We start from the raw sequence: 21,640 nt of genomic DNA, 5'->3' as shown, positions 1-21,640 counted from the left end.
AAGCAAACCTCCTGTTAGCGGCGTTGAAAGGCCGGAGAGGTCAGGATCAGCCCGACCGCCTCGGTCTGGGTTTCAGCGGTGCGGGCCGCAAACCGGACCCGTTCATTGGCAAACCGGCCCAGCGCAGCAATGGCAAAGACACGCGGATCCGGCAGCGGCCGCGCCAGCCGCCGCGGCGCTGCCATTGCCCAGCGCAGCCGCGCGGCCAGCGCTTGCGGCGTGATCCAGAACATATCCTCTTCCGGCCAGCCATCCGGCCCGCCGGAGAATTCCCAGCGTTGCCCCATCGGCGTCAGCGGTGCCAGCAGCAGCCGGTTCAGCTGCCCTGGCTTCAATGCGGAAAACCGCGCCTCAGGCACCGCAAGTGCGCGGCAGGCAGAAGCCACATAATCAAACGGCGGTTTAACATTTTGCAAATCCGGCTGCCAGGCCGCGGGGTGTTCCAGCAGTGCGGCATAGACCTGCACCAGATCGCCGCCGCTGTCCTGATAGCGTGCCGCCAGGTGCGACACCAACCCCGGCGCCGGCTGATCAGAGGTGAAATGCACCGCAAGCTTCCACGCCAGATGCTGCGCAGTGGCAGGATGGCGTGCCAGATCTCGCAACGCCGCCAGCACCTGGCCCAGCTCCGGCTTGCCGCCGCCATAGGTTTGCCCAAGCACGGTTTCCGCCCCCGGTTCAGCCATTCCGGGGCGGAACACAAATCCCTTGTCCTGCGCGGCGGTCAAGCCGGTGAACAGCTCGGCCAATTGCCGCACATCCGCCTGACCATAAGGCCCATCGACGCCCAGCGTATGCAGTTCCAGCACTTCGCGGGCGAGGTTTTCATTCAGCCCGCTCAGCCGCTTGCGCCGCTTCACAGCCCGGCTGCCCGGCCCGGCCGAGCGGTTCTGATCCAGGTAATGCAGCATCAAGGGGCTGGTGGCTGCGGCGATCAGCATATCCTCGAAACGGCCCGCCACATGCGGCCGGATGACAGTTTCGGCATAGGGCGCGGCCAGTATGCGCAGCGCACCGTTTTTGCCTTGCGCGGTAAAATGATCGGCCCAGAACAGCACCAGCCGTTCGCGAAAGGCATCGCGGGTAAAGACATGCCGCAGCAACCTTTGGCCATGCCACTTATAGCGGGCCGCATTATGCGCGCGGCGGTAGGCTTTAAAGGCCTTGTCCGCAGCCTCGTACCCTTGCTCGCCTTCCTGCCGCTTGCGGTTTCGCCTCAGCCGCCGGAATTCCTTGGCGCGCGCAAAGGCTTGGTCAAAACCGCTGACCGGAAATCTAAGAGCCATCTCATCGGCGCCTTGCAGGCGGCTCAGCATTGCCTCTGCCGAAGCTGGCGGCGGCACCTGCGGCGACAACCCTGCCCCAAAGCGGATCTCCGCCAATTCTCCGTCAAACTGCATCGCCCTGTTCTCCCTGGACGGCCTGATCTCCCCGGACGGCCTGGCTTGGTTGCAGATTAGATCATCCACGCCCGGGTCCACAGCTGATTTTCAAGTGATACGCAGATCTCCGCGCGTTCCGTCGCCTGTTCTGCAGATTTTCGGACCACCGTTACTCTGCAAAAATTCCGCCTTCGCCCCAACGAAAAAAGCCCGGACAGTCGCCCGGGCCTTCTTTCGACATCAAAATGCGGTTTACTGATCCTGCGGGATCACGCGCAGGCCCAGTTCCATCAGCTGATCGCTCATCGGCTCGGAGGGGGCCGACATCATCAGGTCCTCGGCGCGCTGGTTCATCGGGAACATGATGACCTCGCGGATGTTGGCTTCATCCGCCAGCAGCATCACCATACGGTCGATGCCAGCCGCGCAGCCACCGTGCGGCGGGGCGCCGTATTGGAAGGCGTTGACCATGCCGCCAAAGCGCTTCTCGACCTCATCCTTGCCATAGCCGGCAATCTCGAAGGCCTTGAACATGATCTCCGGCTTGTGATTCCGGATCGCGCCCGAGACCAGCTCATAGCCGTTGCAGGCAAGGTCGTATTGGTAGCCTTTGACGGCCAGCGGATCGGACAGCAGCGCGTCCATGCCGCCCTGCGGCATCGAGAAGGGGTTGTGCTCGAAATCGATCTTGCCGGTTTCCTCGTCCTTCTCGTAGATCGGGAAATCCACGATCCAGCAGAAGGCAAAGCGGTCTTTGTCAGTCAGGCCCAGCTCTTCGCCGATCACGGTGCGGGCGCGGCCTGCAACGCTTTCAAACGCCTTCGGCTTACCGCCCAGGAAGAAAGCCGCGTCGCCCACATCCAGGCCCAGCTGCTGGCGGATCGCTTCAGTGCGCTCGGGGCCGATGTTCTTGGCCAGCGGGCCAGCGGCCTCATTGCCAAGGACAATCTCGCCCGATTTGATCATGGCGTTGACGTCTTTAACGGTGATCCCGCGCTCCTGAGCGATGGAATCCGCCGATTGCTTGCGCCAGAAGATATAACCCATACCCGGCAGGCCTTCACCCTGGGCAAATTTGTTCATCCGGTCGCAGAACTTGCGGCTGCCGCCAGACGGCGCCGGGATGGCGCGGATTTCGGTGCCTTCGTTCTCCAGCAGGCTGGCGAAGATGGCAAAGCCGGAGCCACGGAAATGCTCGGAGCAATCCTGCATCTTGATCGGGTTGCGCAGGTCCGGCTTGTCGGTGCCGTACCATTTGGCGGCATCCTTATAGGAAATCTGCGGCCATTCGCTGTCGACCTTGCGGCCCTTCCCGAATTCCTCAAACACGCCCTGCATCACCGGCTGGATGGTGTCGAACACATCCTGCTGGGTGACAAAGGACATCTCCAGGTCGAGCTGATAGAAATCGGTGGGCGAGCGGTCGGCGCGCGGGTCCTCATCGCGGAAACAGGGCGCGATCTGGAAGTATTTGTCAAAGCCCGACACCATCATCAGCTGCTTGAACTGCTGCGGCGCCTGCGGCAGGGCGTAGAATTTGCCCGGATGCAGACGCGACGGCACCAGGAAGTCACGCGCGCCTTCGGGGCTGGAGGCGGTGATGATCGGGGTCTGGTACTCGTTGAAGCCCTTGTCCCACATACGCTTGCGGATCGATTGGACCATGTTGGAGCGCAGCAGCATATTACGCTGCATCTTCTCGCGGCGCAGGTCCAGATAGCGGTAGCGCAAGCGGGTTTCTTCCGGGTATTCCTGCTCGCCAAACACCATCAGCGGCAGCTCTTCGGATTTACCAAGCACTTCGATATCACGGATGAATACTTCGATCTCGCCGGTCGGGATTTTGGCGTTCACCAGGCTCTCATCGCGCGCCTTGACGTTGCCGTCAATGCGGATGCACCACTCGCTGCGGACCTTTTCAATCTCAGCAAAAACCGGGCTGTCCGGGTCGGCCATAACTTGCGTGACGCCGTAGTGGTCGCGCAGGTCGATGAACAGCAATCCGCCGTGGTCGCGCACACGGTGAACCCAGCCCGACAGGCGGACGGTATCACCGACGTTGGATTTGTTCAGTTCGGCGCAGGTGTGGCTGCGATAGGCGTGCATGGCGGGACCTTTCGTGTCTCGGGTCGTCTGTCCGGGTGGACCGTCATTCGGGAGATGCGCCTGATAAGCGCGGAATTCGTCCGGGGTGGTACACAAGTTTGCAGCGTGGTTGTCAAGCAAACAGGGCAATTTCAGCGCCTCCCACCCTCCCTTTCCGCAGGCTGCGCTCTGTGCAGACAGGCTCCCGCCCCTTCCACGCCCCATCGCTGACGCGACAGGGCGGCAAGCGTTGGGCAGGGCGCCCCGCCTGCGGCGCGGCGCGCAGCGCACCAAAGGTGCGCTGCCGGGCCCAAAGGGCAATGGCCCGCTGGCGCCAGGCAGGGGGCTCTTGTCTGCGGGAGCGCCCCCCCTCAGACCAACTTTGCCGGGATCAAACCGCGCAGCGAATTGCCCATGCGGACGGCCTGCGCCGCCTTAAGGTCCTGCAAGCCAAGAACCGCCTCGCAGCAATCGCCCCGTTCCAGCAGCACTTGCCGCAGAATGCCCGGCAGCAGACCGCAGGACAGCGGCGGCGTCACCACCTGCCCGTCCGCGCGGGTCACAAACAAATTGGTGATGGTGCCCTCGCACAGCTCCCCGCGCTGGTTCAGAAACAGCAGCTCATCCATGCCGTCCGGCAGCTTTGTCCGTGCGGCGTCATAAAGCGCGCGGCGGGTGGTCTTGTGCTGCAGCCAGACATCCGCCGGATCCAGCCTTACTTCAGCGATGCCCAACCGCCATTCCGCAGGGCTGCTGCCCAGCGGCGGCGCCGTCAGCTCCAGCTGCCCGCCCGCGTCCAAAGTAAGACGGCAGCGCAGCGGTACGTCGCCGGCAGCCGCCGCCAGCACACGCCGCGCCTGCTCTGGCTCAAAGGGAATACCAAATTCAGCCGCGCTGCGCGCCATCCGGGCCAGATGCTGCTCCAGATGCCGGAACCCCTCTCCCGGGTGCCAGCCCAGCGTCTCGATCAGGCGGAAAGCGGGATCGTTCTGGAGGGTGTCACGCGGGCGAACCGGGCTTTCCATAGCGCTTCCTCATATTCGGACTCGGCGGTGCTGTCCCAGACCACGCCGCCGCCAACGTTAAGCGTCGCGCGGCCTTTTTCCAGCATCAGCGTGCGGATCGCCACGTTGAATTCCGACGACCCGTCCGGTGCTGCCCAGCCGATGGTGCCGCAATAGATGTCGCGCGGCCAAGGTTCAAGATCCGCCAGGATCTCCATCGACCGGATCTTGGGCGCGCCGGTTATGGAGCCGCAGGGAAACAGCGCCCCAAAAACCTCTGCCAGCCCGGCATCAGGCCGCAGCCTTGCCCGCACCGTGGAAACCATCTGGTGTACTGTGGCATAGCTTTCGACGGCAAACAGCTCTGGTACATGCACCGAACCGGTCTGCGCCACGCGGGAGATATCGTTGCGCAACAGATCCACGATCATCAGGTTCTCGGCGCGGTTTTTCTCATCCTGGCGCAGGAAATCGCGGCGGCGGGCGTCCTCGACCGGATCATCGCTGCGCGGCTGGGTGCCTTTCATCGGGCGGGTCTCAATCATGCCCTCCGCATCGGTGCGGAAAAACAGCTCCGGCGAGCGCGACAGAAGGTCCGGCAGGCCGTCCTGTTCGACCAGAACGCCATGGCCCACCGCCTGTTTGGCCTGCAAGGCGGCATAGAGTTCTTCTGCGGTGCCATAGGCCCCGGCATCAATCGGGAAGGTCAGGTTGGCCTGATAGATGTCGCCCTTGCCGATATTGCGGTTCACCTCAGTGAACGCCTCAGTGTAGCGCTCAGAGGTCCAGCGCGGGGTAATGCCTTCCAAACCTGCGCCGTCCGGCTGAAGGCCAGGCAGCGCCCGGCCCTCCCCACGGGAGGGCGCTTTCGCTCCTTCCCAGGGCCGGGCGCTGCCCTCTGCGTCTTGCGGCAGCGGTTCGTCATAAACCCCAAAGCAGATCAGCGGCAGCCGCCGCGCCTTTGGCATCCGCCCTGCCAGCTTCGGCTCCAGCGCGTAGCCCAGCTCATAAGAGGCATAACCCGCCAGCCAATGCCCCGCGCCCCGCGCCGCATCCAGCGCCGCCAGCGCAGCAGGCACCTCTTCGGCCCCGTCCGCGCGGATCACGCGCAGCGGCTGGTCGAAACATGTGCCGGCCCCCTTGGGCCCCTGATCAAAGCGAATACGCACCGGAATTGACTCCCCGAGGTCTTGGCCTCCACATATATCCGTTCGCTATGCGAACAAAAGGGGTGGATGCGGCATTTCCAATTCCGTTTCCGATCCCCCTTGAACCTTTCAGCGCGGTCCCTATAACGCAGGACAATTTGGGCACTCGCCAGTGCCCCTGATTCAAAGCTGCCCGCACGTCAATCAAAGGAATATGGCCATGCCCAAAAGAACCGACATCCAGTCGATCATGATCATCGGAGCCGGTCCGATCGTCATCGGGCAAGCCTGCGAGTTCGACTACTCCGGCGCCCAGGCCTGCAAAGCCTTGCGCGAAGAGGGTTACCGGGTGATCCTGGTGAACTCCAACCCCGCCACCATCATGACCGATCCGGGCCTGGCCGATGCCACCTATATCGAACCGATTACCCCGGAAGTGGTCGCCAAGATCATCGAGAAAGAACGCCCTGACGCGCTGCTGCCGACCATGGGCGGGCAGACTGGACTCAACACTTCGCTGGCGCTGGAAGAAATGGGCGTGCTGGAGGAATTCGGCGTCGAGATGATCGGCGCCACCCGCGATGCCATTGAAATGGCTGAAGACCGCAAGCTGTTCCGCGAAGCGATGGACCGCCTCGGGATTGAGAACCCGCGCGCCACAATCGTCACCGCACCCAAGCTGGAAGACGGCAAAGCGGACCTGGACGAAGGTATCCGCATCGCGCTGGAGGCACTGGACGACATCGGCCTGCCCGCGATCATCCGCCCGGCCTTTACCATGGGCGGCACCGGCGGCGGCGTTGCGTACAACCGAGAAGATTACATCCACTTCTGCCGCACCGGCATGGACGCGTCCCCGGTGAACCAGATCCTGGTCGATGAAAGCCTGCTGGGCTGGAAAGAGTTCGAAATGGAAGTGGTCCGCGACAAGGCGGACAATGCGATCATCGTCTGCTCGATTGAGAACATCGACCCGATGGGCGTCCACACTGGCGATTCGATCACCGTGGCCCCGGCGCTGACGCTGACCGACAAAGAATACCAGATCATGCGCACCCACTCGATCAACGTGTTGCGCGAGATCGGCGTGGAAACCGGCGGCTCCAACGTGCAATGGGCGGTGAACCCCGCCGACGGCCGTATGGTGGTGATCGAGATGAACCCGCGGGTGTCGCGGTCGTCCGCGCTGGCGTCCAAGGCGACCGGCTTCCCGATTGCCAAGATCGCGGCCAAGCTGGCGGTGGGTTACACCCTGGACGAGCTGGACAATGACATCACCAAGGTGACGCCGGCATCGTTCGAGCCGAGCATCGACTATGTCGTGACAAAAATCCCGAAATTCGCGTTTGAGAAATTCCCCGGCTCTGAACCTTACCTGACCACCGCGATGAAATCGGTGGGCGAGGCCATGGCGATCGGCCGCACCATCCATGAGTCATTGCAAAAAGCGCTGGCGTCGATGGAATCCGGCCTCACCGGCTTTGATGAGGTGGAGATCCCCGGCGCGCCCGACAAAGCCGCGGTGTTCAAGGCGATCAGCCTGCAGACCCCCGACCGGATGCGCACCATCGCCCAGGCGATGCGCCACGGGCTGACGGATGATGAAATCTTTGGCGTCACCAAATTCGACCCCTGGTTCCTGGCCCGCATCCGCGAAATCGTCGAGGCCGAAGATGAAGTCCGCGACGGCGGCCTGCCCACCGACGAAAAAGGCCTGCGCGCGCTCAAGATGCTGGGCTTCACCGATGCCCGCCTTGCCAAGCTGACCGGCCGGAAAGAGACCGAGATCCGCAAGGCCCGCCGCGCCGCCGGCGTCAACGCTGTATTCAAGCGGATCGACACCTGCGCCGCCGAATTCGAAGCCCAAACCCCCTACATGTACTCGACCTATGAAGCGCCCGCCTTTGGCGACGTGGAATGCGAGGCGCGCCCCTCTGACCGCAAGAAAGTGGTCATCCTCGGCGGCGGCCCGAACCGGATCGGCCAGGGCATCGAGTTCGACTACTGCTGCTGCCACGCCTGCTTTGCGCTGACCGACGCAGGCTATGAGACCATCATGATCAACTGCAACCCTGAGACCGTGTCGACCGACTATGACACCTCGGACCGGTTGTATTTCGAACCGCTGACGTTTGAACATGTGATGGAAATCCTGCGGGTCGAGCAGGACAACGGCACCCTGCACGGCGTCATCGTTCAGTTCGGCGGCCAGACACCGCTGAAGCTGGCAAACGCGCTGGAAGAGGAAGGCATCCCGATCCTCGGCACCTCGCCCGACGCCATCGACCTGGCCGAAGACCGCGAACGCTTCCAGGCGCTGGTCAACAATCTGGGCCTTAAGCAGCCGAACAACGGCATCGCCTCCACCGACGCGCAAGCGCTGGAAATCGCAGGGAAAATCGGTTTCCCGCTGGTGATCCGCCCGTCTTATGTGCTGGGTGGCCGGGCGATGGAAATCGTCCGCGACATGGACCAGCTGAAGCGCTACATCGCCGAGGCGGTGGTGGTCTCCGGCGACAGCCCGGTGCTGCTCGACAGCTACCTGGCCGGCGCGGTTGAGTTGGACGTGGACGCGATCTGCGACGGCAAAGACGTGCATGTGGCAGGCATCATGCAGCACATTGAGGAGGCCGGCGTGCACTCCGGCGACAGCGCCTGCAGCCTGCCGCCCTACTCGCTCGACAAACCGGTGATCGAACAGATCAAGGAACAGACATTCGCATTGGCCAAAGCGCTGAATGTGGTTGGCCTGATGAACATCCAGTTTGCGATCAAACCCAATGACGCCGGCGAAGAGGAAATCTACCTGATCGAGGTGAACCCGCGCGCGTCGCGCACGGTGCCGTTTGTGGCCAAGGCCACCGACAGCGCCATTGCCTCGATCTCGGCCCGTGTGATGGCCGGCGAGCCGCTGTCGAACTTCCCGATGCGCGCGCCTTATAAGCCGGACGCGGGCTATGACGTGAACACGCCGATGGCCGACCCGATGACCCTGGCCGACCCGGATATGCCCTGGTTCTCGGTCAAGGAAGCGGTGCTGCCCTTTGCCCGCTTCCCCGGCGTCGATACCATCCTTGGCCCGGAAATGCGTTCCACCGGTGAAGTCATGGGCTGGGACCGTTCCTTTGCCCGCGCCTTCCTCAAGGCGCAGATGGGGGCCGGCATGGTGCTGCCGTCCCAGGGTCGCGCTTTCGTCTCGATCAAGGATGCCGACAAGGGCCGGCTGATGCTGGAAGCGGCGCAGATCCTGGTAGAGCAGGGCTTTACCCTGGTCGCCACCCGCGGCACCCAGACCTGGCTGGAGGCCCAAGGCGTGGCGTGCGAGCTGGTGAACAAGGTCTATGAAGGCCGCCCCCACGTTGTGGACATGCTCAAGGACGGCGGCGTCCAGCTGCTGATGAACACGACTGAGGGCGCGCAAGCCGTTGAAGACAGCAAGGAAATGCGCTCTGTCGCGCTTTATGACAAGATCCCCTACTTCACCACCGCAGCCGGCGCCAATGCCGCTGCACGGGCAATCAAAGCCCAGGCCGAAGGGGACGTCGAAGTGAAGTCGCTGCAGGGCTAAGCGCCCTCTGCCCGGACGTTTCAACGCTATGTTTTAAAGCCCCGGCAACGCCCGGGGCTTTTCCTTTGCGTGCTGTGCTTTCACACAGCCGTGTAGAGTTGTGACCCGGCAAATTCCGGAAATGTGCGACCGTGAACGCCACAACACGACCCGCAGCTTTGCAACTCAGGGAGAAAGGCCATGAAACTACCGACAAAGATTGCCGCAGGACTTTTGGCGCTTGTACCGGCCGGCGCAATTGCCCAGGACTGCCCTGTGGATGGCGATCCCTCTGAACTGGCAGCAGAGGCCGTTGTTAAGGTCTACGAATGCATCGAGGCCAAAATGGCCGAAGGATATGCCAGCAACGGCGATCCGGTCGGCGCTGACTTCCGCTCCTGGCAGGTGACATCAACCCGGCCGGCCCTTGCCGGCCCGCATGGCGAGCGGTTCCTGCAGACCTTTGCAAACGACATTGCCGCTGAACAATACCTGAAGTTCGCAGAAGAAGGCTTTGTGATGCCCGCGGGGTCGGTTCTGGCCAAGGAAAGTTTCAAGGTCAAGAAGGGCAACGCCGTTCCCGGTCCGCTGTTCATTATGACCAAGCTGGCCGATGGCGGCGCGCCCGAGGCCGGTGACTGGCTCTATGCAGCCCTTCTGCCAAGCGGCAAGGAAATGAAGATCAAACAAAGCTTTTGCGCAGGCTGCCACATGAATTGGGAGGACCAAGACAGTCTGGCCTATCCGTTGGAAGAGGTCCGCCTCAGCGGCCAGTAACCGCAGGACGGCGTGCTGCAAAAGGAAACAGCCCCGGGGAACCAAACGGGGCTGCTTCGCGTCCTGCCGCTCTTATTCAGCAGCAGGCTATAGGGCCGCAGCGGCGGCTGCGGTCACCCCGCCTGCCGCATCAGCGCCTGCAGCGCATCCCCCAGCGGTGCGGCCAGCGAAACCCCTCTGCCCCCCATCCGGGCCTTGGAAGAGATCACCGAGACCAGCTGCGGCGCCCTGCCCGGACGCTTTTGCAGCACGGGTGAACCGGACGCCCCGAAATCGACCCGGCAGGTGGTGATCAGCGAGCTTTGCCGCGCCGCAATCACCTGGCAGGCGCTTTGCAGCCGGGGCGAGGTCGCATTGCGGTGCGAGTAAGACATCACATCCACCCGCATGCCGCGCTCCGGCGCCGCGGCCAGCACCAGCGGGCGGATCACATTTGCACTGATCGGGCTGTCCAGGCGCAGCACAGCAATGTCTGTTCCGGTCTGAAACTGTCCGGTCCGGCCATGCCGGTAGCCCGGATGGACAACAGCCTTGACCACTTGGCGCGACGCCTTGGCGCGGCGGCCGTTCAGCCCTGCTTCAAATTTGATACTCCGCGGGTTCACGGCCCGGCCATTGCGGATGTCATACATGCAATGGGCCGCCGTCAGCACCAGATCCGGTGCGATCAGACTGGCTGTGCACATGGCCCTGCCGCCTATGTTCAGGCGTCCTACCGCCTCCCATCCTTGCACCGACTGCGCAGGCGCAGGCTGCCCGGCTGAACCGGGTCCGGCGCTTATGCCGATGAATACGGAAGCTGCAATTGCCAGTAATCGTCTCATAACCCACTCCATGTTCCCACACTGCTATGGTCGGTGAGCCCTGAGGCTGGAATGCGGCTTGCTGCGGTGCCGCGCAGGCAGAAACATGGGCAGAATGAGACAGAATTAACAAAACCTTAACGCGAGGCAGTTCTGCCTGGGCCGAGGCACTCAAACCCCTTATTTTCTTAACGGACCCCTGCGATTTTCGAAAAAATCCCTTAAAAACAAGGGAAAATCCGCCGGGTTTCGTTAGGAGAAAAATTCGGGATTCCCCCTGTTTTCGCGCAAAACCCAGCTTTGGCGGTAACTTCACGGCGCAATTACGGCGGAAATGAGCCTTAACAAACGCCTAAACACCGGGTTGAAGGCCGCCCAATTGCTTAACTGCGCGCCACACCCATTGCGGGAAGTTCGTTTCCCAATGTCCGCATTGCCTGTAGCCATTAAGACTTGCAGCGGCAGATTTGCCGCTGCAGGGTGGCCCGGCCCGATTGCCGACACTGGAGCCGTTGAATGCGCCTGACGCTGTTTCTGACCGCCCTTCTGACCCAGGCTGCTTGCGACGTGCCGGTGATACCGCTGATCTGAAACAAAAAGCCCCGGCGGAAGTGCCGGGGCTTGGGATTGTGTTTTCTGCTGTGTGCAAGGGGCGCCGCCCCGCCAAGGCTACTTCTGCGAGACCCGCTGATGCACTTCTTCGGCGCTCTCCAGCCGCTCCGAATAGCGGTCGGTCAGATATGCCTTGCGGCCCCGCACCAGCCAGGTGAATTTCACCAGCTCTTCCATCACATCCACCAGACGGCGGTAGAACGGGCCTTCGGGCAGGCGCCCGCCCTCCCCGAATTCCAGCCAGGCCCTGGGAATCGAGCTTTGGTTCGGAATCGTCACCATCCGCATCCAGCGGCCCAGAATCCGCATCTGGTTGACTGCGTTAAAGCTTTGCGAGCCGCCCGAGACCTGCATTACCGCCAGCGTCTTGCCTTGCGTGGTGCGGATGCCGCCCTGCAGCGACAGCGGCAGCCAGTCGATCTGCAGCTTCATGATGCCGGTCATCGCGCCATGGCGCTCCGGGCTGGACCAGACCATGCCCTCGGACCAGACCGCCAGCTCGCGCAGCTCTGCCACCTTGGGGTGCTCCGCCGCACCTGTATCATCAGGCAACGGTAAGCCGGAGGGATCAAAGATCCGCGTCTCGCAGCCCAGGGCGCGCAGCACCTGCGCCGCCTCCTCAGCCGCCTTGCGGGAATAGCTCACCTCGCGCAGGGAGCCGTACAGCAGCAGAATGCGCGGCGCGTGGCGCGGATCGCCAGGTGCCGCCAGCGCGTCCACATCAATCGGATGCAACTCAGCTTCTACAATGGCAGGCAGGCTGCCCCCGTCACCGGTCTCAGGCACTGTCTTCCTCCAGGTGCAGCTTCATATCCAGCAGAACCTGCTGCAACAGCACCGTTTCCCTGAGCAGCCGCTTGGCCTCGTTCACGGTGATAATGCCATCTTCCATCGCTTCCTGGTATTCGCTCATCAGCTGGGCAAACCGCTGGCTCAGCGCAATCACATCCGCATTCACACCGCCGCTGCGCCCGGTCTCCTCGGCAGAGCCGTTGCCGTTGTAAGACAGGGTGATGTTCTTCAGCTCCGCCAGCGCCGAGGTCACATGCGGATAGGACGCAGCACTTTCCAGCTTGGCCACTGCATCCACCGGCATGAACCGGTCCGTGTGCTCGGCATTGTCCGAGTAATAGCGCCCCAGTGTTGCCTTGGACTTCCCCGTGATCTGGCAGGCGGCTTCGATGCCGACATCCTTGACCAGCGCTTCGGTGTGTTTCTTCAGATACGACCCGATTTCAGCCATTTATATCCTACCTGGCTTGACCGTCGCCCCCATGGGGGAACGAACCGGTTAATTTCCCATTTCTGACTTGTAGAGGAATTGCGATACCTTATCCATCCCTCAGGTTTTCAGGGATTTAGCGAGTGGAATGATGCAATTGGCATCTGTTGTCCAGTGCAATGCGGAACGGGGTGAGTGACGTTCGGCGGTTTGGGTAATTGGTCTGCCCGGCACTTGGGCTCTCCGGGGCATTCGGCGTGGCCGTTTTAGGGATTTGTTCCTCCCTGGCCATACCCGCCCCGGTGAGCCTTCCTGGCACGGCTTTGCCTCCCCCCCGAAAAACCAACACGAATCCGGTTTTCCCCGCAGGCCGGGACGGATAAACCCCGGCCCCATGGCCAAGCTCTATTTCAATTACTCCACCATGAACGCGGGAAAATCGACGGTGCTGTTGCAGGCGTCGCATAACTACCGCGAAAACCATATGGATACCTACCTGCTGACCGCCCGGCTGGATGACCGCGCAGGGACCGGCAGAATCGCCTCGCGCATCGGCATCGGCGAAGCGGCGGATATGTTTGCCGCGGGCGACGACCTTTATGGCCGCATTGAACAGCGTCTGGCGCGCGGCCCGGTGGCGGCGATCTTTGTCGATGAAGCGCAGTTCCTGACGCCCGATCAGGTCTGGCAGCTGGCCCGCGTTGTCGATGACCTGCGGGTGCCGGTGCTGGCCTACGGCCTAAGGGTGGATTTCCAGGGCAAGCTGTTCCCCGGCTCCGCCACCCTGCTGGCGCTGGCGGATGAAATGCGCGAGGTGCGCACCATCTGCCACTGTGGCAAGAAAGCCACCATGGTGGTCCGCCAGGACAATCAGGGCCGGGTGCTGACCGAGGGCGACCAGGTGCAGATCGGCGGCAATGAGACCTATGTGTCGCTGTGCCGCCGCCACTGGCGCGAGGCGGCAGGCGATCTGCGCAGCGGTAAGACGGCAGAGTAAGCCGTCCCGAACAATCCGGCTGAAACAATCCACCGCGATTTGTGCTATACTCCTTTGGACCACTTCCAAAGGAGGCCGTCATGACAAACCACGCCCCTCTGGGCGACCCGCTGGCCGGCAAGCTGCGCTTTCACCTGTCCATCATGATTGGCGCCTGCATCGCCGGAGCAGCCGTCATCACCGCATTTGTGCTCGGGTACTACTCAGTCAGGGCCATTCTGGTCTGCGCCGCCATTGGTGCAATCCTGGCCTGGCCGGCAGGCACCTATGCCACCCGCAGGATCAAGCGCGACGATCCCGCCTGGGACCACCGCCGGGACAAGCCCAAAGACGCCTGAGCCGGGGCACGGCTCAGGATGACATGTTTCAGACCCGGTTGGGCAGCGCCGCGCCACTCAGATAGGCTGCGACATTGTCCAGCGCCATATGGCCCATATCGCTGCGCACTTCCTCGGTGGCGGTGCCCAGATGCGGCAGCAGAGTGGCGTTATCCAGATCGATCAGCGCCTGCGGCACTTTGGGTTCGAACTCATATACATCCAGCCCGGCACCGCCGATTTGGCGGTTCTGCAGCGCGTTGATCAGCGCCGCCTCCTCGACCACCTCGCCGCGGGCGATGTTGATCAGATGCGCATGGGATTGCATCGCACCCAGAACCTCGGCGTTGATCAGATGCGTGGTCTCGGCGCCGCCCGGCACCGCCACCACCAGAAAATCCACCTGCCCCGCCAGATCAATCAAGCTGCCGGCCCGGTCCGCCGGAAAGTCCAGATCCTTCGCTGAACGCGCCACATAAGATACATCCATGCCAAAGCCGAAATGGCAGCGCCGCGCAATCGCCTGGCCGATGCGGCCCATGCCCGCGATGCCAACCCGCTTGCCGGTGGCATGCAGCCCCAGCATCTGGGTCGGGTGCCAGCCTGCCCAATCGCCGCTTCGCAGCATCCGCTCGCCTTCCGAGGCACGGCGCGCCGACATCAGGATCAGCGTCATCGCAATATCGGCGGTGGCATCAGTCACTGCCCCCGGCGTGTTGGTCACCTCGACACCCGCGGCGCGCGCGGCCGCCACGTCGATATGGTTGTAGCCAACACCGAAATTGGCCAAGAGCTTGCAGCGAGGCGTGCCCGCCTTGGCAAAGATCTCAGCCGTGAACTTGTCGCCCAGCGTCGGCACGACGATGTCGAACTCCTGGAGCGCGCGCAGCATCTCCGCCTCATTCATCACCGCGTTGGTCTCACGGATTTCCAGATCACCAAACGCCTCCCGCGCCCGTGCCGTGACCGCTGCCGTCATCGGCCGCGCAATCCAGATTTTCATTTCAGTGCATCCTCCCGCCCAGCGGGACCTTTCCATCAGGCCCGGCCAGGAATATCTCTCCGTTTTCATCCGGCAGGCCCAGAACAAGGATCTCTGACATGAACGTGCCGATCTGCCGCGGCGGGAAGTTTACGACGGCCAGAACCTGCTTGCCCACCAGCGTTTCCGGCATGTAATGCGCCGTAATCTGCGCTGAGCTCTTTTTTACGCCGATTTCCGGCCCGAAATCGACCCAAAGCTTGATTGCCGGCTTGCGCGCCTCGGGAAACGGCTCTGCACGGATGATTTCACCGGCGCGGACGTCGACCTTCAGGAACTCGTCAAAAGTGATCTCAGCCACGCGACAACTCCTTTGAACGTTCCGTGGCCGCAGCCACAGCCCGGTTCAGCAGCGCCGGGAAGCCATCATCATCATCCATCAGAACCTCCAAAGCTGCCTGGGTGGTGCCGTTCGGGCTGGTCACATTGATGCGCAGTTGGCCGGGGCTTTCCCCTGCCGCCTCCGCCAGCGCACCGGCGCCCGCAACAGTCGCCTTGGCCAGCTGCATCGCCAGTTCCGCCGGCAGCCCCTGCGCCTCGCCCGCGGCGGCCAGGGTCTCGATCAGGTGGAACACATAGGCGGGGCCCGAGCCGCTGACGCCGGTGACGGCATCCATCTGGCCCTCGTTGTCCAACCGCACAACCTGCCCGACGGCTTGCAGCAGCCCCTCGGCACGGTCCAGATCCTCATCGCTGGTATGGGTATTGCCAATAATCGCAGTGATACCGCGCCCGACTGCTGCCGGTGTATTCGGCATCGCCCGCACGATCGGCGATTGCGCGCCCAGAACATCCTCAAAGGTTGCGATCGAAGTGCCGGCGGCCACGGAAATGAACAGGGTGGCGCCGTTGCCGTAGCTTTGCAGCGTGGGAAGCGCCGCGCCCATCATCTGCGGCTTGACGGCAATCAGCACGATTCCCGGCGCCGCGGGCAGTTCTGCGTTGATCTGAACGCCGGTGCCCTGCAGCCAGTCAGAAGGATGCGGGTCAATCACCCAGACCGACGCCGCGGGCAATCCGCCCTCCAGCCATCCGGCCAGCATCGCCGATCCCATCTTGCCGCAGCCCAGCAGCACCAGCCCGCGCGCGGCAATCTCTTGCATATCCATCTTAAGCCCCTCCCCTAAATCCCAGGTTCAGGGCAAGGTTTACGCCCGCCCGTATGCCTCTGCAATGGCGACCTGCATCGCGTCCTGGGTGCTGCGCTTTCCCCAGACCGCCAGCTGGATCGCCGGGTAATAGCGCTCGGCATTGGCTACCGCAGCTTTCAGCATCGCATCAATCTGCTGCGGGCTGGCCATCTGGCCGCCGGACAGCATCAGCCCATAGCGGAACAGCATCAGCTTGTGATCCGCCCAATAGGTAAAGGAGCCTTCCCAGCACTGATCGTTCATGCTGTTGATCAGCTCATACAGCCGCGGCAGCTCAGCCTCCGGCGGTTCCATTTCAAAGCTGCAGACCAGCCGCAGGCATTCCTCATAGCCCGACCAGGCCAGCGTCAGCGAATAGGTGCGCCACTGCCCTTCGACCGACATGGCAATCTGGTCATCGCCAACCCGGTCAAAGTCCCAATCATGGTGCGACGCCAAATGCTCGACGATGTCGATGGGGTGGATGTCTTCTTCCAAGTGAAGCTCGGATAGTGCCATTTTGCCACCTCTCTCTTTGCCTAGCTTACCGGGCGCAGAGTCTCCCTATAGCTAGCGTACTTTGCTACGGGCCGGGGACGCATCCCCGCTCCCATACAAGATATGGTGGGGCTGAATTGATGATCTGGCAACCTTTATTTTGGGGATATCTGCAATAACTTGTGGATGAACTATCCACAGCCCCCTAGATGCCGGCCCTGCGTAGCATTTGCAGCCCGGCATTGAAACCGCTTCCTGCACTGTCTCCGGCTGGGTCAGTCACCGGTTGTCATCCTGACACCAATGCGCGGGTCATACCGACGCTTCCAGCCCAAAGCTTTAATTAAGCATTTACAATGCGCATTTTATCATCTACGTGTCTTCCAATGCACCCCGCTTACCCATCAAGGAGCCGCCCTATGACACTGTCAGAAGCTTTTCTATGGCCTGGAACCAAAGTCTGTGAACGCCTGGGCGTCGACCCGGAGGGCGAAGCCGGCCTGATACGCTGGATGGTCAATACGCTTGTCTACCTGACCGTCAGCCTGATTGCTGTCTGGATCATTGCAGTCTGATCGCGCCGCACGCGGTCTATCGTGAAAACGCCGCCGGGTTTCTGTATCCAATATGACCGGGCCGCAGAACGCGAAGCATCAATAACCGCTTCACCCGCGGCCCGGCCGAATGTTTACCTAAACGCGGGCCCATGCGCCCAGACGGTCAGCGACTGGCGTTCACCGCGGGTGACCGGCGTCACCTGATGCAGCAGAAAGCTGGGGAATACTGCGGCACTGCCCTGCGCCCGGCTGGCGGCCACCACATGGGCCCCCGGCATAATCTCCAGATCGCCGCCGTCATAGGCACCCGGCTTGCTCAGCTGGACAGTCAAGGTCAGCTTGCGCTTACCCGCCACCGGCCCGTCGCCGATGTCTGAATGCCAGGCGAAATGGCCGCCGTCGTGCGCCTTGTAACTGGCTGTCTGCGGGCTCTCGCCGAACTCACGGACATCAAATCCGAAGCGTTCCTTGTTGGCCCGGCGCACCAGCGAGATCAGCCGTTCCATCACCCAGCCGGTCCCCGGCACATCGTCCAGCCAGACGACACTGGCCCGGCGCAGGTTGTGATCCCGGGCCCGTCCTACCAGCCGTGCTTCGCTGTCCGGCTCGTCCTTTACCTTCCGCAAAATCTCCGCACATTCCTGTGTACTGAACGCATTGGGAACTGAATAAACCGACACCATGCCACCATCCTTTTGTTGCAGCAGCGGCAGCATGCGCAGACCGCAGCAGCAAACACTGCGCGGTTTTCGACCTGGTATGCGGAAAGCGACGTATTTTCCCCTGCGGCACCGCAATGCTGCCATGCGCTCACACCATGGCACAAAAAAACCCGCCGCAGCATCTCGCCGCAGCAGGCTCATTCTCAGGCCAGCGCCGCCCGGTTATTTCTGCGCGGTCTCCAGCGCATCCAACCGCGCCTTCAGCGCCTCATTCTCTTCGCGCGCTTTCTGTGCCATGGCGCGCACCGCGTCAAACTCCTCGCGGGTGACAAAATCACGGTCCGCCAGCCAGCGGTCGATCATGCTTTTCAGCGCGGTGTCCGCCTCGTCCTTGGCGCCCTGGGCCACGCCCATCGCATTGGTCATCAGCTGGGAAATATCGTCCAGGATCTTGTTGCGGGTCTGCATGCTCTTCTCCGTCTCGGGGCTGACTCCTATATGGGGAAGCGGGCGCGCGGCTGCAAGCCGTTGACTTCCCCCGAAGACCAGAGGCATTCAGACGCATATGCAGGCCATGATCCAATTCCCCGACCTTTCGCCCGAGATTTTCTCGATCTCCCTCGGCTCATTTGAGTTCGCCCTGCGCTGGTATGCGCTGGCCTACATTGCAGGCATCGTCATTGCCTGGCGGCTGGCGGTGGCCGCCCTGCGCCGCCCCGCGCTGTGGCCCGCGCAGCAGCCGCCGATGCGGCCCGAGCAGGTCGAGGATCTGCTGACCTGGATCATCCTCGGCGTGATCCTGGGCGGGCGCTTGGGCTTTGTGCTGTTCTACCAGCCCGCCTATTATCTGGCGAACTCCGCCGAAATCCTGAAGATCTGGCAGGGCGGCATGGCCTTTCACGGCGGCCTGCTCGGCGTGGTTCTGGCAACGCTGATCTATGCCGCGCGCCACAATATCCCGAAACTGCAGATCGCCGATCTGGTTGCCCATACCGTGGCACCGGGCCTGCTGCTGGGACGGCTGGCCAACTTCATCAATGCCGAGCTTTGGGGCCGTCCCACCGATCTGCCCTGGGGCGTCGCCTTCCCCGGCCCCACCGCACAGGACTGCGGCCAGGCGCTGGGGGAACTCTGCGCCCGCCACCCCTCGCAGCTGTATGAGGCACTGATGGAGGGGCTGATCCTCGGCGCCCTGCTCTTGTACCTCGCCTGGCGCCGCAATGCGTTTCACACCCCGGGCCGCCTGCTGGGCGTGTTCCTCGCGGGCTACGGCCTCGCCCGTTTCATAGTTGAGTTCTTCCGCCAGCCGGATGCGCAGTTCGTCTCTCCCGGCAACCCGCTGGGGTTTGCTTGGCATATGGACGGATTCGGGATCACCCAGGGTCAGGCGCTGTCGCTGCCGATGATCGCCATCGGCCTCTGGTTCCTGCTGCGCGCCCGCCATGCCGCCCGGAGCCCGGCATGAGCCTGGCAGATCACCTTGCCGCCCGCATCCAGGCGGATGGCCCGATGTCTGTTGCCGCCTATATGGGGGAGTGCCTGCTGCACCCGCAGTATGGCTATTACACCACCCGTGACCCGCTGGGCGCACAGGGGGATTTCACCACCGCGCCGGAAATCAGCCAGATGTTCGGCGAGCTGATCGGCCTTGTCCTGGCCCAATGCTGGCTTGACCAAGGCGCCCCGGCCCCGTTCACGCTTGCTGAACTGGGACCGGGCCGCGGCACCCTGATGGCGGATCTGCTGCGCGCCACCCGCGGCGTGCCGGGGTTCCATGCGGCGATGCAAATCAAACTGATCGAGGCTTCACCAAAGCTGCGCAGCACCCAAGCCAATACACTGGAGGCATACGCCCCCGAATGGCTGAACTCTGCGGACGCCCTCCCGGACCAGCCGCTACTGCTGGTGGCCAACGAATTCTATGACGCCCTGCCCATCCGCCAATTCATCCGCAGCGGCGGTCACTGGAGCGAACGCCGCATCGGCCTGACAGACGGCAGGCTGGCCTTCGGCCTCAGCCCCGCCGCGCCGCAGCCCGCCCTGGATCACCGCCTGCCAGACACCCAGGAGGGCGATCTGGTTGAGATCTGCGACGCCGCCGCCCCTGTCACCCAGGCCATCGCATCCCGAATCGCTGCCCATGGCGGCGCGGCTCTGATCGTGGATTATGGCGACTGGCGCGCCCTTGGCGATACCCTGCAAGCCTTGCGCGCGCATAAACCCGCTGATCCGCTGCAGGCCCCCGGCGAGGCCGACCTGACCGCCCATGTGGATTTCGAGGTGCTGGCAACAGCCGCCAAAACCGCCGGTTGCGCCTATACACGCCTCACCCCGCAGGGAGTGTTTCTGGAGCGTCTCGGCATCACTGACCGCGCCCGCGCCCTGGCCGCGCCGCTGCAGGGGGAGCCGCTGGACTCCCTGATCGCCGCACATCGGCGGTTGACGCACCCCGATGAAATGGGAAACCTGTTCAAAGTGCTCGGCCTCTATCCCTCGACGGCCGCTCCTTTGCCAGGATTGAACCCATGACGCTTGAAATTCTCACGTCCGATCTGCTTGGCCCGGTGCGGCACGGCTTTTTCACCCGCAGGGGCGGCGCCTCCTCGGGTATCTACCACGGGCTGAACTGCGGCCTGGGCTCTACCGATCAGCGCGAAGCAGTGCAGATCAACCGCGCCCGCGTGGCCGCCGCGATGGAGGTGCCCGCCGGAAACCTCAGCGCCGTGCATCAGGTCCACAGCGCCGATGTGCTGGTGGTCGCAGAACCCTCGCAGGACCGCCCCCGCGCCGATGCCATGGTCACCAATATACCGGGTTTGGCGCTGTCCATTCTGACTGCTGACTGCCAGCCGGTGCTGTTTTGCGACCCAGAGGCCGGGGTCATCGGCGCCGCCCATGCGGGCTGGCGCGGCACTCTGGACGGGGTGCTGGAGGCCACGCTGGACGCGATGGAGGGCCTCGGCGCCCGGCGCGAGGACACGACGGCAGTGATCGGCCCCGCGATATCGCAGCGCGCTTACGAGGTCGGCCCGGAGTTCTTTGAAGATTTCGTGATGCAGGACGACGGCTACGCCCGGTTCTTTGCCAATGGCGAAGGCGGCCGCTACCTGTTCGACCTGCCGGGCCTGGGCCTGCACAAGCTGCGCCAGGCCGGTGCAGGCGCGGCCGAATGGACCCGTCACTGCACCTATTCCGAGCCTGAGAAATTCTACTCCTACCGCCGCGCGACCCACGCGAAAGAGGCCGACTACGGCCGCCTGATCTCCTGCATCCGGCTTTAAGGCCCCGTTAACCAGGGAAATTGTGGCGAATTTTATTAAATTCCGCCGCATTTCTTACCTTCCGCTGCGGCACCCTCGCAGCAAGATGGAAATTTTTTCAGCCTTTCCAATATCTTAACCAAAACCTCACCAGGCGCCCCCCTGCCGTGCGCCGCTGCGGTGCCAGGGTAAAATTGCCCGTATCCGGTCATATTCGCGGCGCAAATGTTACCCATAAACAGATCAGAAAAACACAAACAGCAGCGGCCCCGCATCCAGGCCGGCTGCCGGGCGAAGGACAGACCAGACCATGAAGATGAACAAGCGTTTTATTGCCTCCATCATCCGCTCCGCCAAGAGCGAGACCGTGACTCTGCCTTGGGCCGCCGCGCGCCGCCGCGATGGCCAGACCTGCAGCCAGCCCCGCAGCCAGGCCGCAAAGCAGAAACTGGGTTAACGCCGGGGACGGGTGCCCTGCCGGCGGCCTCCCCTGGTGCAAACGCGCCAGCCCGGCCAGCCGCCGTCAGGGCATCCAACCGGTCTATGCAAACTCCAGCGGCCGCTTGACGCTTCCTTAGCCGAATCGTCCTAACCCCG

At 62.9% G+C, this 21,640-nt stretch carries 22 protein-coding genes; 9 read left to right on the top strand and 13 right to left on the bottom strand.

The annotated features are described in order from the left end of the window. Positions 1-14 precede the first annotated feature (14 nt). The 4 genes from K3557_RS04360 to K3557_RS04345 all read right to left on the bottom strand — a co-directional run bounded on the left by K3557_RS04360 (position 15) and on the right by K3557_RS04345 (position 5,640). Positions 15-1,400: a DUF1800 family protein gene (locus K3557_RS04360; protein WP_259997904.1), complete on the bottom strand. Its 1,386-nt coding sequence runs from the start codon at positions 1,398-1,400 to the stop codon at positions 15-17. A gap of 234 nt (positions 1,401-1,634) precedes the next feature. Next, positions 1,635-3,488 carry an aspartate--tRNA ligase gene (gene aspS, locus K3557_RS04355; RefSeq protein WP_259997903.1) on the bottom strand — a complete coding sequence of 618 codons (1,854 nt, stop codon included), beginning with the start codon at positions 3,486-3,488 and terminating at the stop codon, positions 1,635-1,637. A gap of 350 nt (positions 3,489-3,838) precedes the next feature. Beyond that, on the bottom strand, positions 3,839-4,492 hold the full coding sequence (locus tag K3557_RS04350; protein WP_259997901.1) for an aminotransferase class IV family protein: 654 nt from the start codon (positions 4,490-4,492) through the stop codon (positions 3,839-3,841). Continuing rightward, entirely contained in the window at positions 4,435-5,640 is a 1,206-nt protein-coding gene (locus tag K3557_RS04345; RefSeq protein WP_259997900.1) for an aminodeoxychorismate synthase component I, read from the bottom strand. Before K3557_RS04345 ends, K3557_RS04350 begins: the two co-directional genes overlap by 58 nt. A 199-nt stretch (positions 5,641-5,839) precedes the next feature. Here K3557_RS04345 and carB point away from each other — a divergent pair, with 199 nt between their 5' ends. Beyond that, on the top strand, positions 5,840-9,187 hold the full coding sequence (gene carB / locus K3557_RS04340) for a carbamoyl-phosphate synthase large subunit (protein ID WP_259997898.1): 3,348 nt from the start codon (positions 5,840-5,842) through the stop codon (positions 9,185-9,187). 180 nt (positions 9,188-9,367) lie between these two features. Continuing rightward, positions 9,368-9,943 (top strand): cytochrome P460 family protein, encoded by a 576-nt coding sequence (locus K3557_RS04335; protein WP_259997897.1) that lies wholly within the window; start codon positions 9,368-9,370, stop codon positions 9,941-9,943. A gap of 113 nt (positions 9,944-10,056) precedes the next feature. On the opposite strand, the gene K3557_RS04330 is transcribed toward K3557_RS04335, so the two are convergent. The 3 genes from K3557_RS04330 to K3557_RS04320 form a co-directional block, all read right to left on the bottom strand. Then, entirely contained in the window at positions 10,057-10,767 is a 711-nt protein-coding gene (locus tag K3557_RS04330; protein ID WP_259997896.1) for a serine protease, read from the bottom strand. A 648-nt stretch (positions 10,768-11,415) separates the two neighbouring features. Continuing rightward, positions 11,416-12,144: an arsenical resistance protein ArsH gene (gene arsH / locus K3557_RS04325; RefSeq protein ID WP_311198491.1), complete on the bottom strand. Its 729-nt coding sequence runs from the start codon at positions 12,142-12,144 to the stop codon at positions 11,416-11,418. After that, positions 12,137-12,601: a hypothetical protein gene (locus tag K3557_RS04320; RefSeq protein WP_129370227.1), complete on the bottom strand. Its 465-nt coding sequence runs from the start codon at positions 12,599-12,601 to the stop codon at positions 12,137-12,139. The genes arsH and K3557_RS04320 overlap by 8 nt, the downstream gene beginning before the upstream one ends. Before the next feature lie 373 nt (positions 12,602-12,974). Between K3557_RS04320 and K3557_RS04315 the strand changes: the two genes are divergently transcribed. Together K3557_RS04315 and K3557_RS04310 are read left to right on the top strand one after the other, a co-directional pair. Next, complete coding sequence (locus K3557_RS04315) at positions 12,975-13,577, top strand: thymidine kinase (RefSeq protein ID WP_259990942.1); 603 nt, start codon at positions 12,975-12,977, stop codon at positions 13,575-13,577. A gap of 80 nt (positions 13,578-13,657) precedes the next feature. Continuing rightward, complete coding sequence (locus tag K3557_RS04310; RefSeq protein ID WP_237456217.1) at positions 13,658-13,915, top strand: hypothetical protein; 258 nt, start codon at positions 13,658-13,660, stop codon at positions 13,913-13,915. 28 nt (positions 13,916-13,943) lie between these two features. Here the strand turns inward: K3557_RS04310 and K3557_RS04305 are convergent, their stop codons facing one another. The 4 genes from K3557_RS04305 to K3557_RS04290 are packed head-to-tail and all read right to left on the bottom strand — an operon-like array spanning position 13,944 to position 16,585. Continuing rightward, on the bottom strand, positions 13,944-14,897 hold the full coding sequence (locus tag K3557_RS04305; RefSeq protein ID WP_259997895.1) for a D-glycerate dehydrogenase: 954 nt from the start codon (positions 14,895-14,897) through the stop codon (positions 13,944-13,946). A 1-nt stretch (position 14,898) separates the two neighbouring features. After that, positions 14,899-15,237, bottom strand: coding sequence for a tRNA-binding protein (locus tag K3557_RS04300; RefSeq protein WP_259997894.1), 339 nt, complete (start codon positions 15,235-15,237; stop codon positions 14,899-14,901). Beyond that, complete coding sequence (gene proC / locus K3557_RS04295) at positions 15,230-16,045, bottom strand: pyrroline-5-carboxylate reductase (RefSeq protein WP_259997892.1); 816 nt, start codon at positions 16,043-16,045, stop codon at positions 15,230-15,232. The genes K3557_RS04300 and proC overlap by 8 nt, the downstream gene beginning before the upstream one ends. Positions 16,046-16,084: 39 nt before the next feature. Then, entirely contained in the window at positions 16,085-16,585 is a 501-nt protein-coding gene (locus K3557_RS04290) for a YbjN domain-containing protein (protein WP_129370222.1), read from the bottom strand. A gap of 398 nt (positions 16,586-16,983) precedes the next feature. Here K3557_RS04290 and K3557_RS04285 point away from each other — a divergent pair, with 398 nt between their 5' ends. Then, positions 16,984-17,139 (top strand): hypothetical protein, encoded by a 156-nt coding sequence (locus tag K3557_RS04285; RefSeq protein WP_169730796.1) that lies wholly within the window; start codon positions 16,984-16,986, stop codon positions 17,137-17,139. Between the two features lie 113 nt (positions 17,140-17,252). Here the strand turns inward: K3557_RS04285 and K3557_RS04280 are convergent, their stop codons facing one another. Together K3557_RS04280 and K3557_RS04275 are read right to left on the bottom strand one after the other, a co-directional pair. Then, the gene (locus K3557_RS04280; RefSeq protein ID WP_259997891.1) at positions 17,253-17,804 is read right to left on the bottom strand and encodes a 2OG-Fe(II) oxygenase; all 552 of its coding nucleotides are present in this window, start codon (positions 17,802-17,804) and stop codon (positions 17,253-17,255) included. 201 nt (positions 17,805-18,005) lie between these two features. Then, a complete protein-coding gene (locus K3557_RS04275) occupies positions 18,006-18,251 on the bottom strand; it encodes an accessory factor UbiK family protein (protein ID WP_259990929.1) in 246 nt (81 codons plus the stop codon). Positions 18,252-18,348: 97 nt separating this feature from the next. Here K3557_RS04275 and lgt point away from each other — a divergent pair, with 97 nt between their 5' ends. The 4 genes from lgt to K3557_RS04255 all read left to right on the top strand — a co-directional run bounded on the left by lgt (position 18,349) and on the right by K3557_RS04255 (position 21,500). Further along, positions 18,349-19,248, top strand: coding sequence for a prolipoprotein diacylglyceryl transferase (gene lgt, locus K3557_RS04270; protein ID WP_259997889.1), 900 nt, complete (start codon positions 18,349-18,351; stop codon positions 19,246-19,248). Next, the gene (locus K3557_RS04265) at positions 19,245-20,312 is read left to right on the top strand and encodes a class I SAM-dependent methyltransferase (protein ID WP_259997886.1); all 1,068 of its coding nucleotides are present in this window, start codon (positions 19,245-19,247) and stop codon (positions 20,310-20,312) included. The genes lgt and K3557_RS04265 overlap by 4 nt, the downstream gene beginning before the upstream one ends. Further along, positions 20,309-21,064 (top strand): peptidoglycan editing factor PgeF, encoded by a 756-nt coding sequence (pgeF, locus tag K3557_RS04260; protein WP_259997884.1) that lies wholly within the window; start codon positions 20,309-20,311, stop codon positions 21,062-21,064. Before K3557_RS04265 ends, pgeF begins: the two co-directional genes overlap by 4 nt. Positions 21,065-21,359: 295 nt before the next feature. Continuing rightward, the gene (locus K3557_RS04255; protein ID WP_259997882.1) at positions 21,360-21,500 is read left to right on the top strand and encodes a hypothetical protein; all 141 of its coding nucleotides are present in this window, start codon (positions 21,360-21,362) and stop codon (positions 21,498-21,500) included. Positions 21,501-21,640: the final 140 nt, after the last annotated feature.

It is taken from the genome of Leisingera sp. M523, from assembly GCF_025141335.1.
Taxonomy (GTDB): Bacteria; Pseudomonadota; Alphaproteobacteria; order Rhodobacterales; family Rhodobacteraceae; genus Leisingera.
The sequence above is the reverse complement of the archived record's forward strand: the minus strand, read 5'-3'. Positions and strand labels throughout refer to the sequence as shown.

What these genes read in the sequence shown, in the direction of transcription:
- K3557_RS04360 (WP_259997904.1), bottom strand. Translation starts at nt 1,400, where the DNA reads ATGCAGTTTGACGGAGAATTGGCGGAGATCCGCTTTGGGGCAGGGTTG.
- aspS (WP_259997903.1), bottom strand. Translation starts at nt 3,488, where the DNA reads ATGCACGCCTATCGCAGCCACACCTGCGCCGAACTGAACAAATCCAAC.
- K3557_RS04350 (WP_259997901.1), bottom strand. Translation starts at nt 4,492, where the DNA reads ATGGAAAGCCCGGTTCGCCCGCGTGACACCCTCCAGAACGATCCCGCT.
- carB (WP_259997898.1), top strand. Translation starts at nt 5,840, where the DNA reads ATGCCCAAAAGAACCGACATCCAGTCGATCATGATCATCGGAGCCGGT.
- K3557_RS04335 (WP_259997897.1), top strand. Translation starts at nt 9,368, where the DNA reads ATGAAACTACCGACAAAGATTGCCGCAGGACTTTTGGCGCTTGTACCG.
- K3557_RS04330 (WP_259997896.1), bottom strand. Translation starts at nt 10,767, where the DNA reads ATGAGACGATTACTGGCAATTGCAGCTTCCGTATTCATCGGCATAAGC.
- K3557_RS04320 (WP_129370227.1), bottom strand. Translation starts at nt 12,601, where the DNA reads ATGGCTGAAATCGGGTCGTATCTGAAGAAACACACCGAAGCGCTGGTC.
- K3557_RS04315 (WP_259990942.1), top strand. Translation starts at nt 12,975, where the DNA reads ATGGCCAAGCTCTATTTCAATTACTCCACCATGAACGCGGGAAAATCG.
- K3557_RS04310 (WP_237456217.1), top strand. Translation starts at nt 13,658, where the DNA reads ATGACAAACCACGCCCCTCTGGGCGACCCGCTGGCCGGCAAGCTGCGC.
- K3557_RS04305 (WP_259997895.1), bottom strand. Translation starts at nt 14,897, where the DNA reads ATGAAAATCTGGATTGCGCGGCCGATGACGGCAGCGGTCACGGCACGG.
- proC (WP_259997892.1), bottom strand. Translation starts at nt 16,045, where the DNA reads ATGGATATGCAAGAGATTGCCGCGCGCGGGCTGGTGCTGCTGGGCTGC.
- K3557_RS04290 (WP_129370222.1), bottom strand. Translation starts at nt 16,585, where the DNA reads ATGGCACTATCCGAGCTTCACTTGGAAGAAGACATCCACCCCATCGAC.
- K3557_RS04285 (WP_169730796.1), top strand. Translation starts at nt 16,984, where the DNA reads ATGACACTGTCAGAAGCTTTTCTATGGCCTGGAACCAAAGTCTGTGAA.
- K3557_RS04280 (WP_259997891.1), bottom strand. Translation starts at nt 17,804, where the DNA reads ATGGTGTCGGTTTATTCAGTTCCCAATGCGTTCAGTACACAGGAATGT.
- K3557_RS04275 (WP_259990929.1), bottom strand. Translation starts at nt 18,251, where the DNA reads ATGCAGACCCGCAACAAGATCCTGGACGATATTTCCCAGCTGATGACC.
- lgt (WP_259997889.1), top strand. Translation starts at nt 18,349, where the DNA reads ATGCAGGCCATGATCCAATTCCCCGACCTTTCGCCCGAGATTTTCTCG.
- K3557_RS04265 (WP_259997886.1), top strand. Translation starts at nt 19,245, where the DNA reads ATGAGCCTGGCAGATCACCTTGCCGCCCGCATCCAGGCGGATGGCCCG.
- pgeF (WP_259997884.1), top strand. Translation starts at nt 20,309, where the DNA reads ATGACGCTTGAAATTCTCACGTCCGATCTGCTTGGCCCGGTGCGGCAC.
- K3557_RS04255 (WP_259997882.1), top strand. Translation starts at nt 21,360, where the DNA reads ATGAACAAGCGTTTTATTGCCTCCATCATCCGCTCCGCCAAGAGCGAG.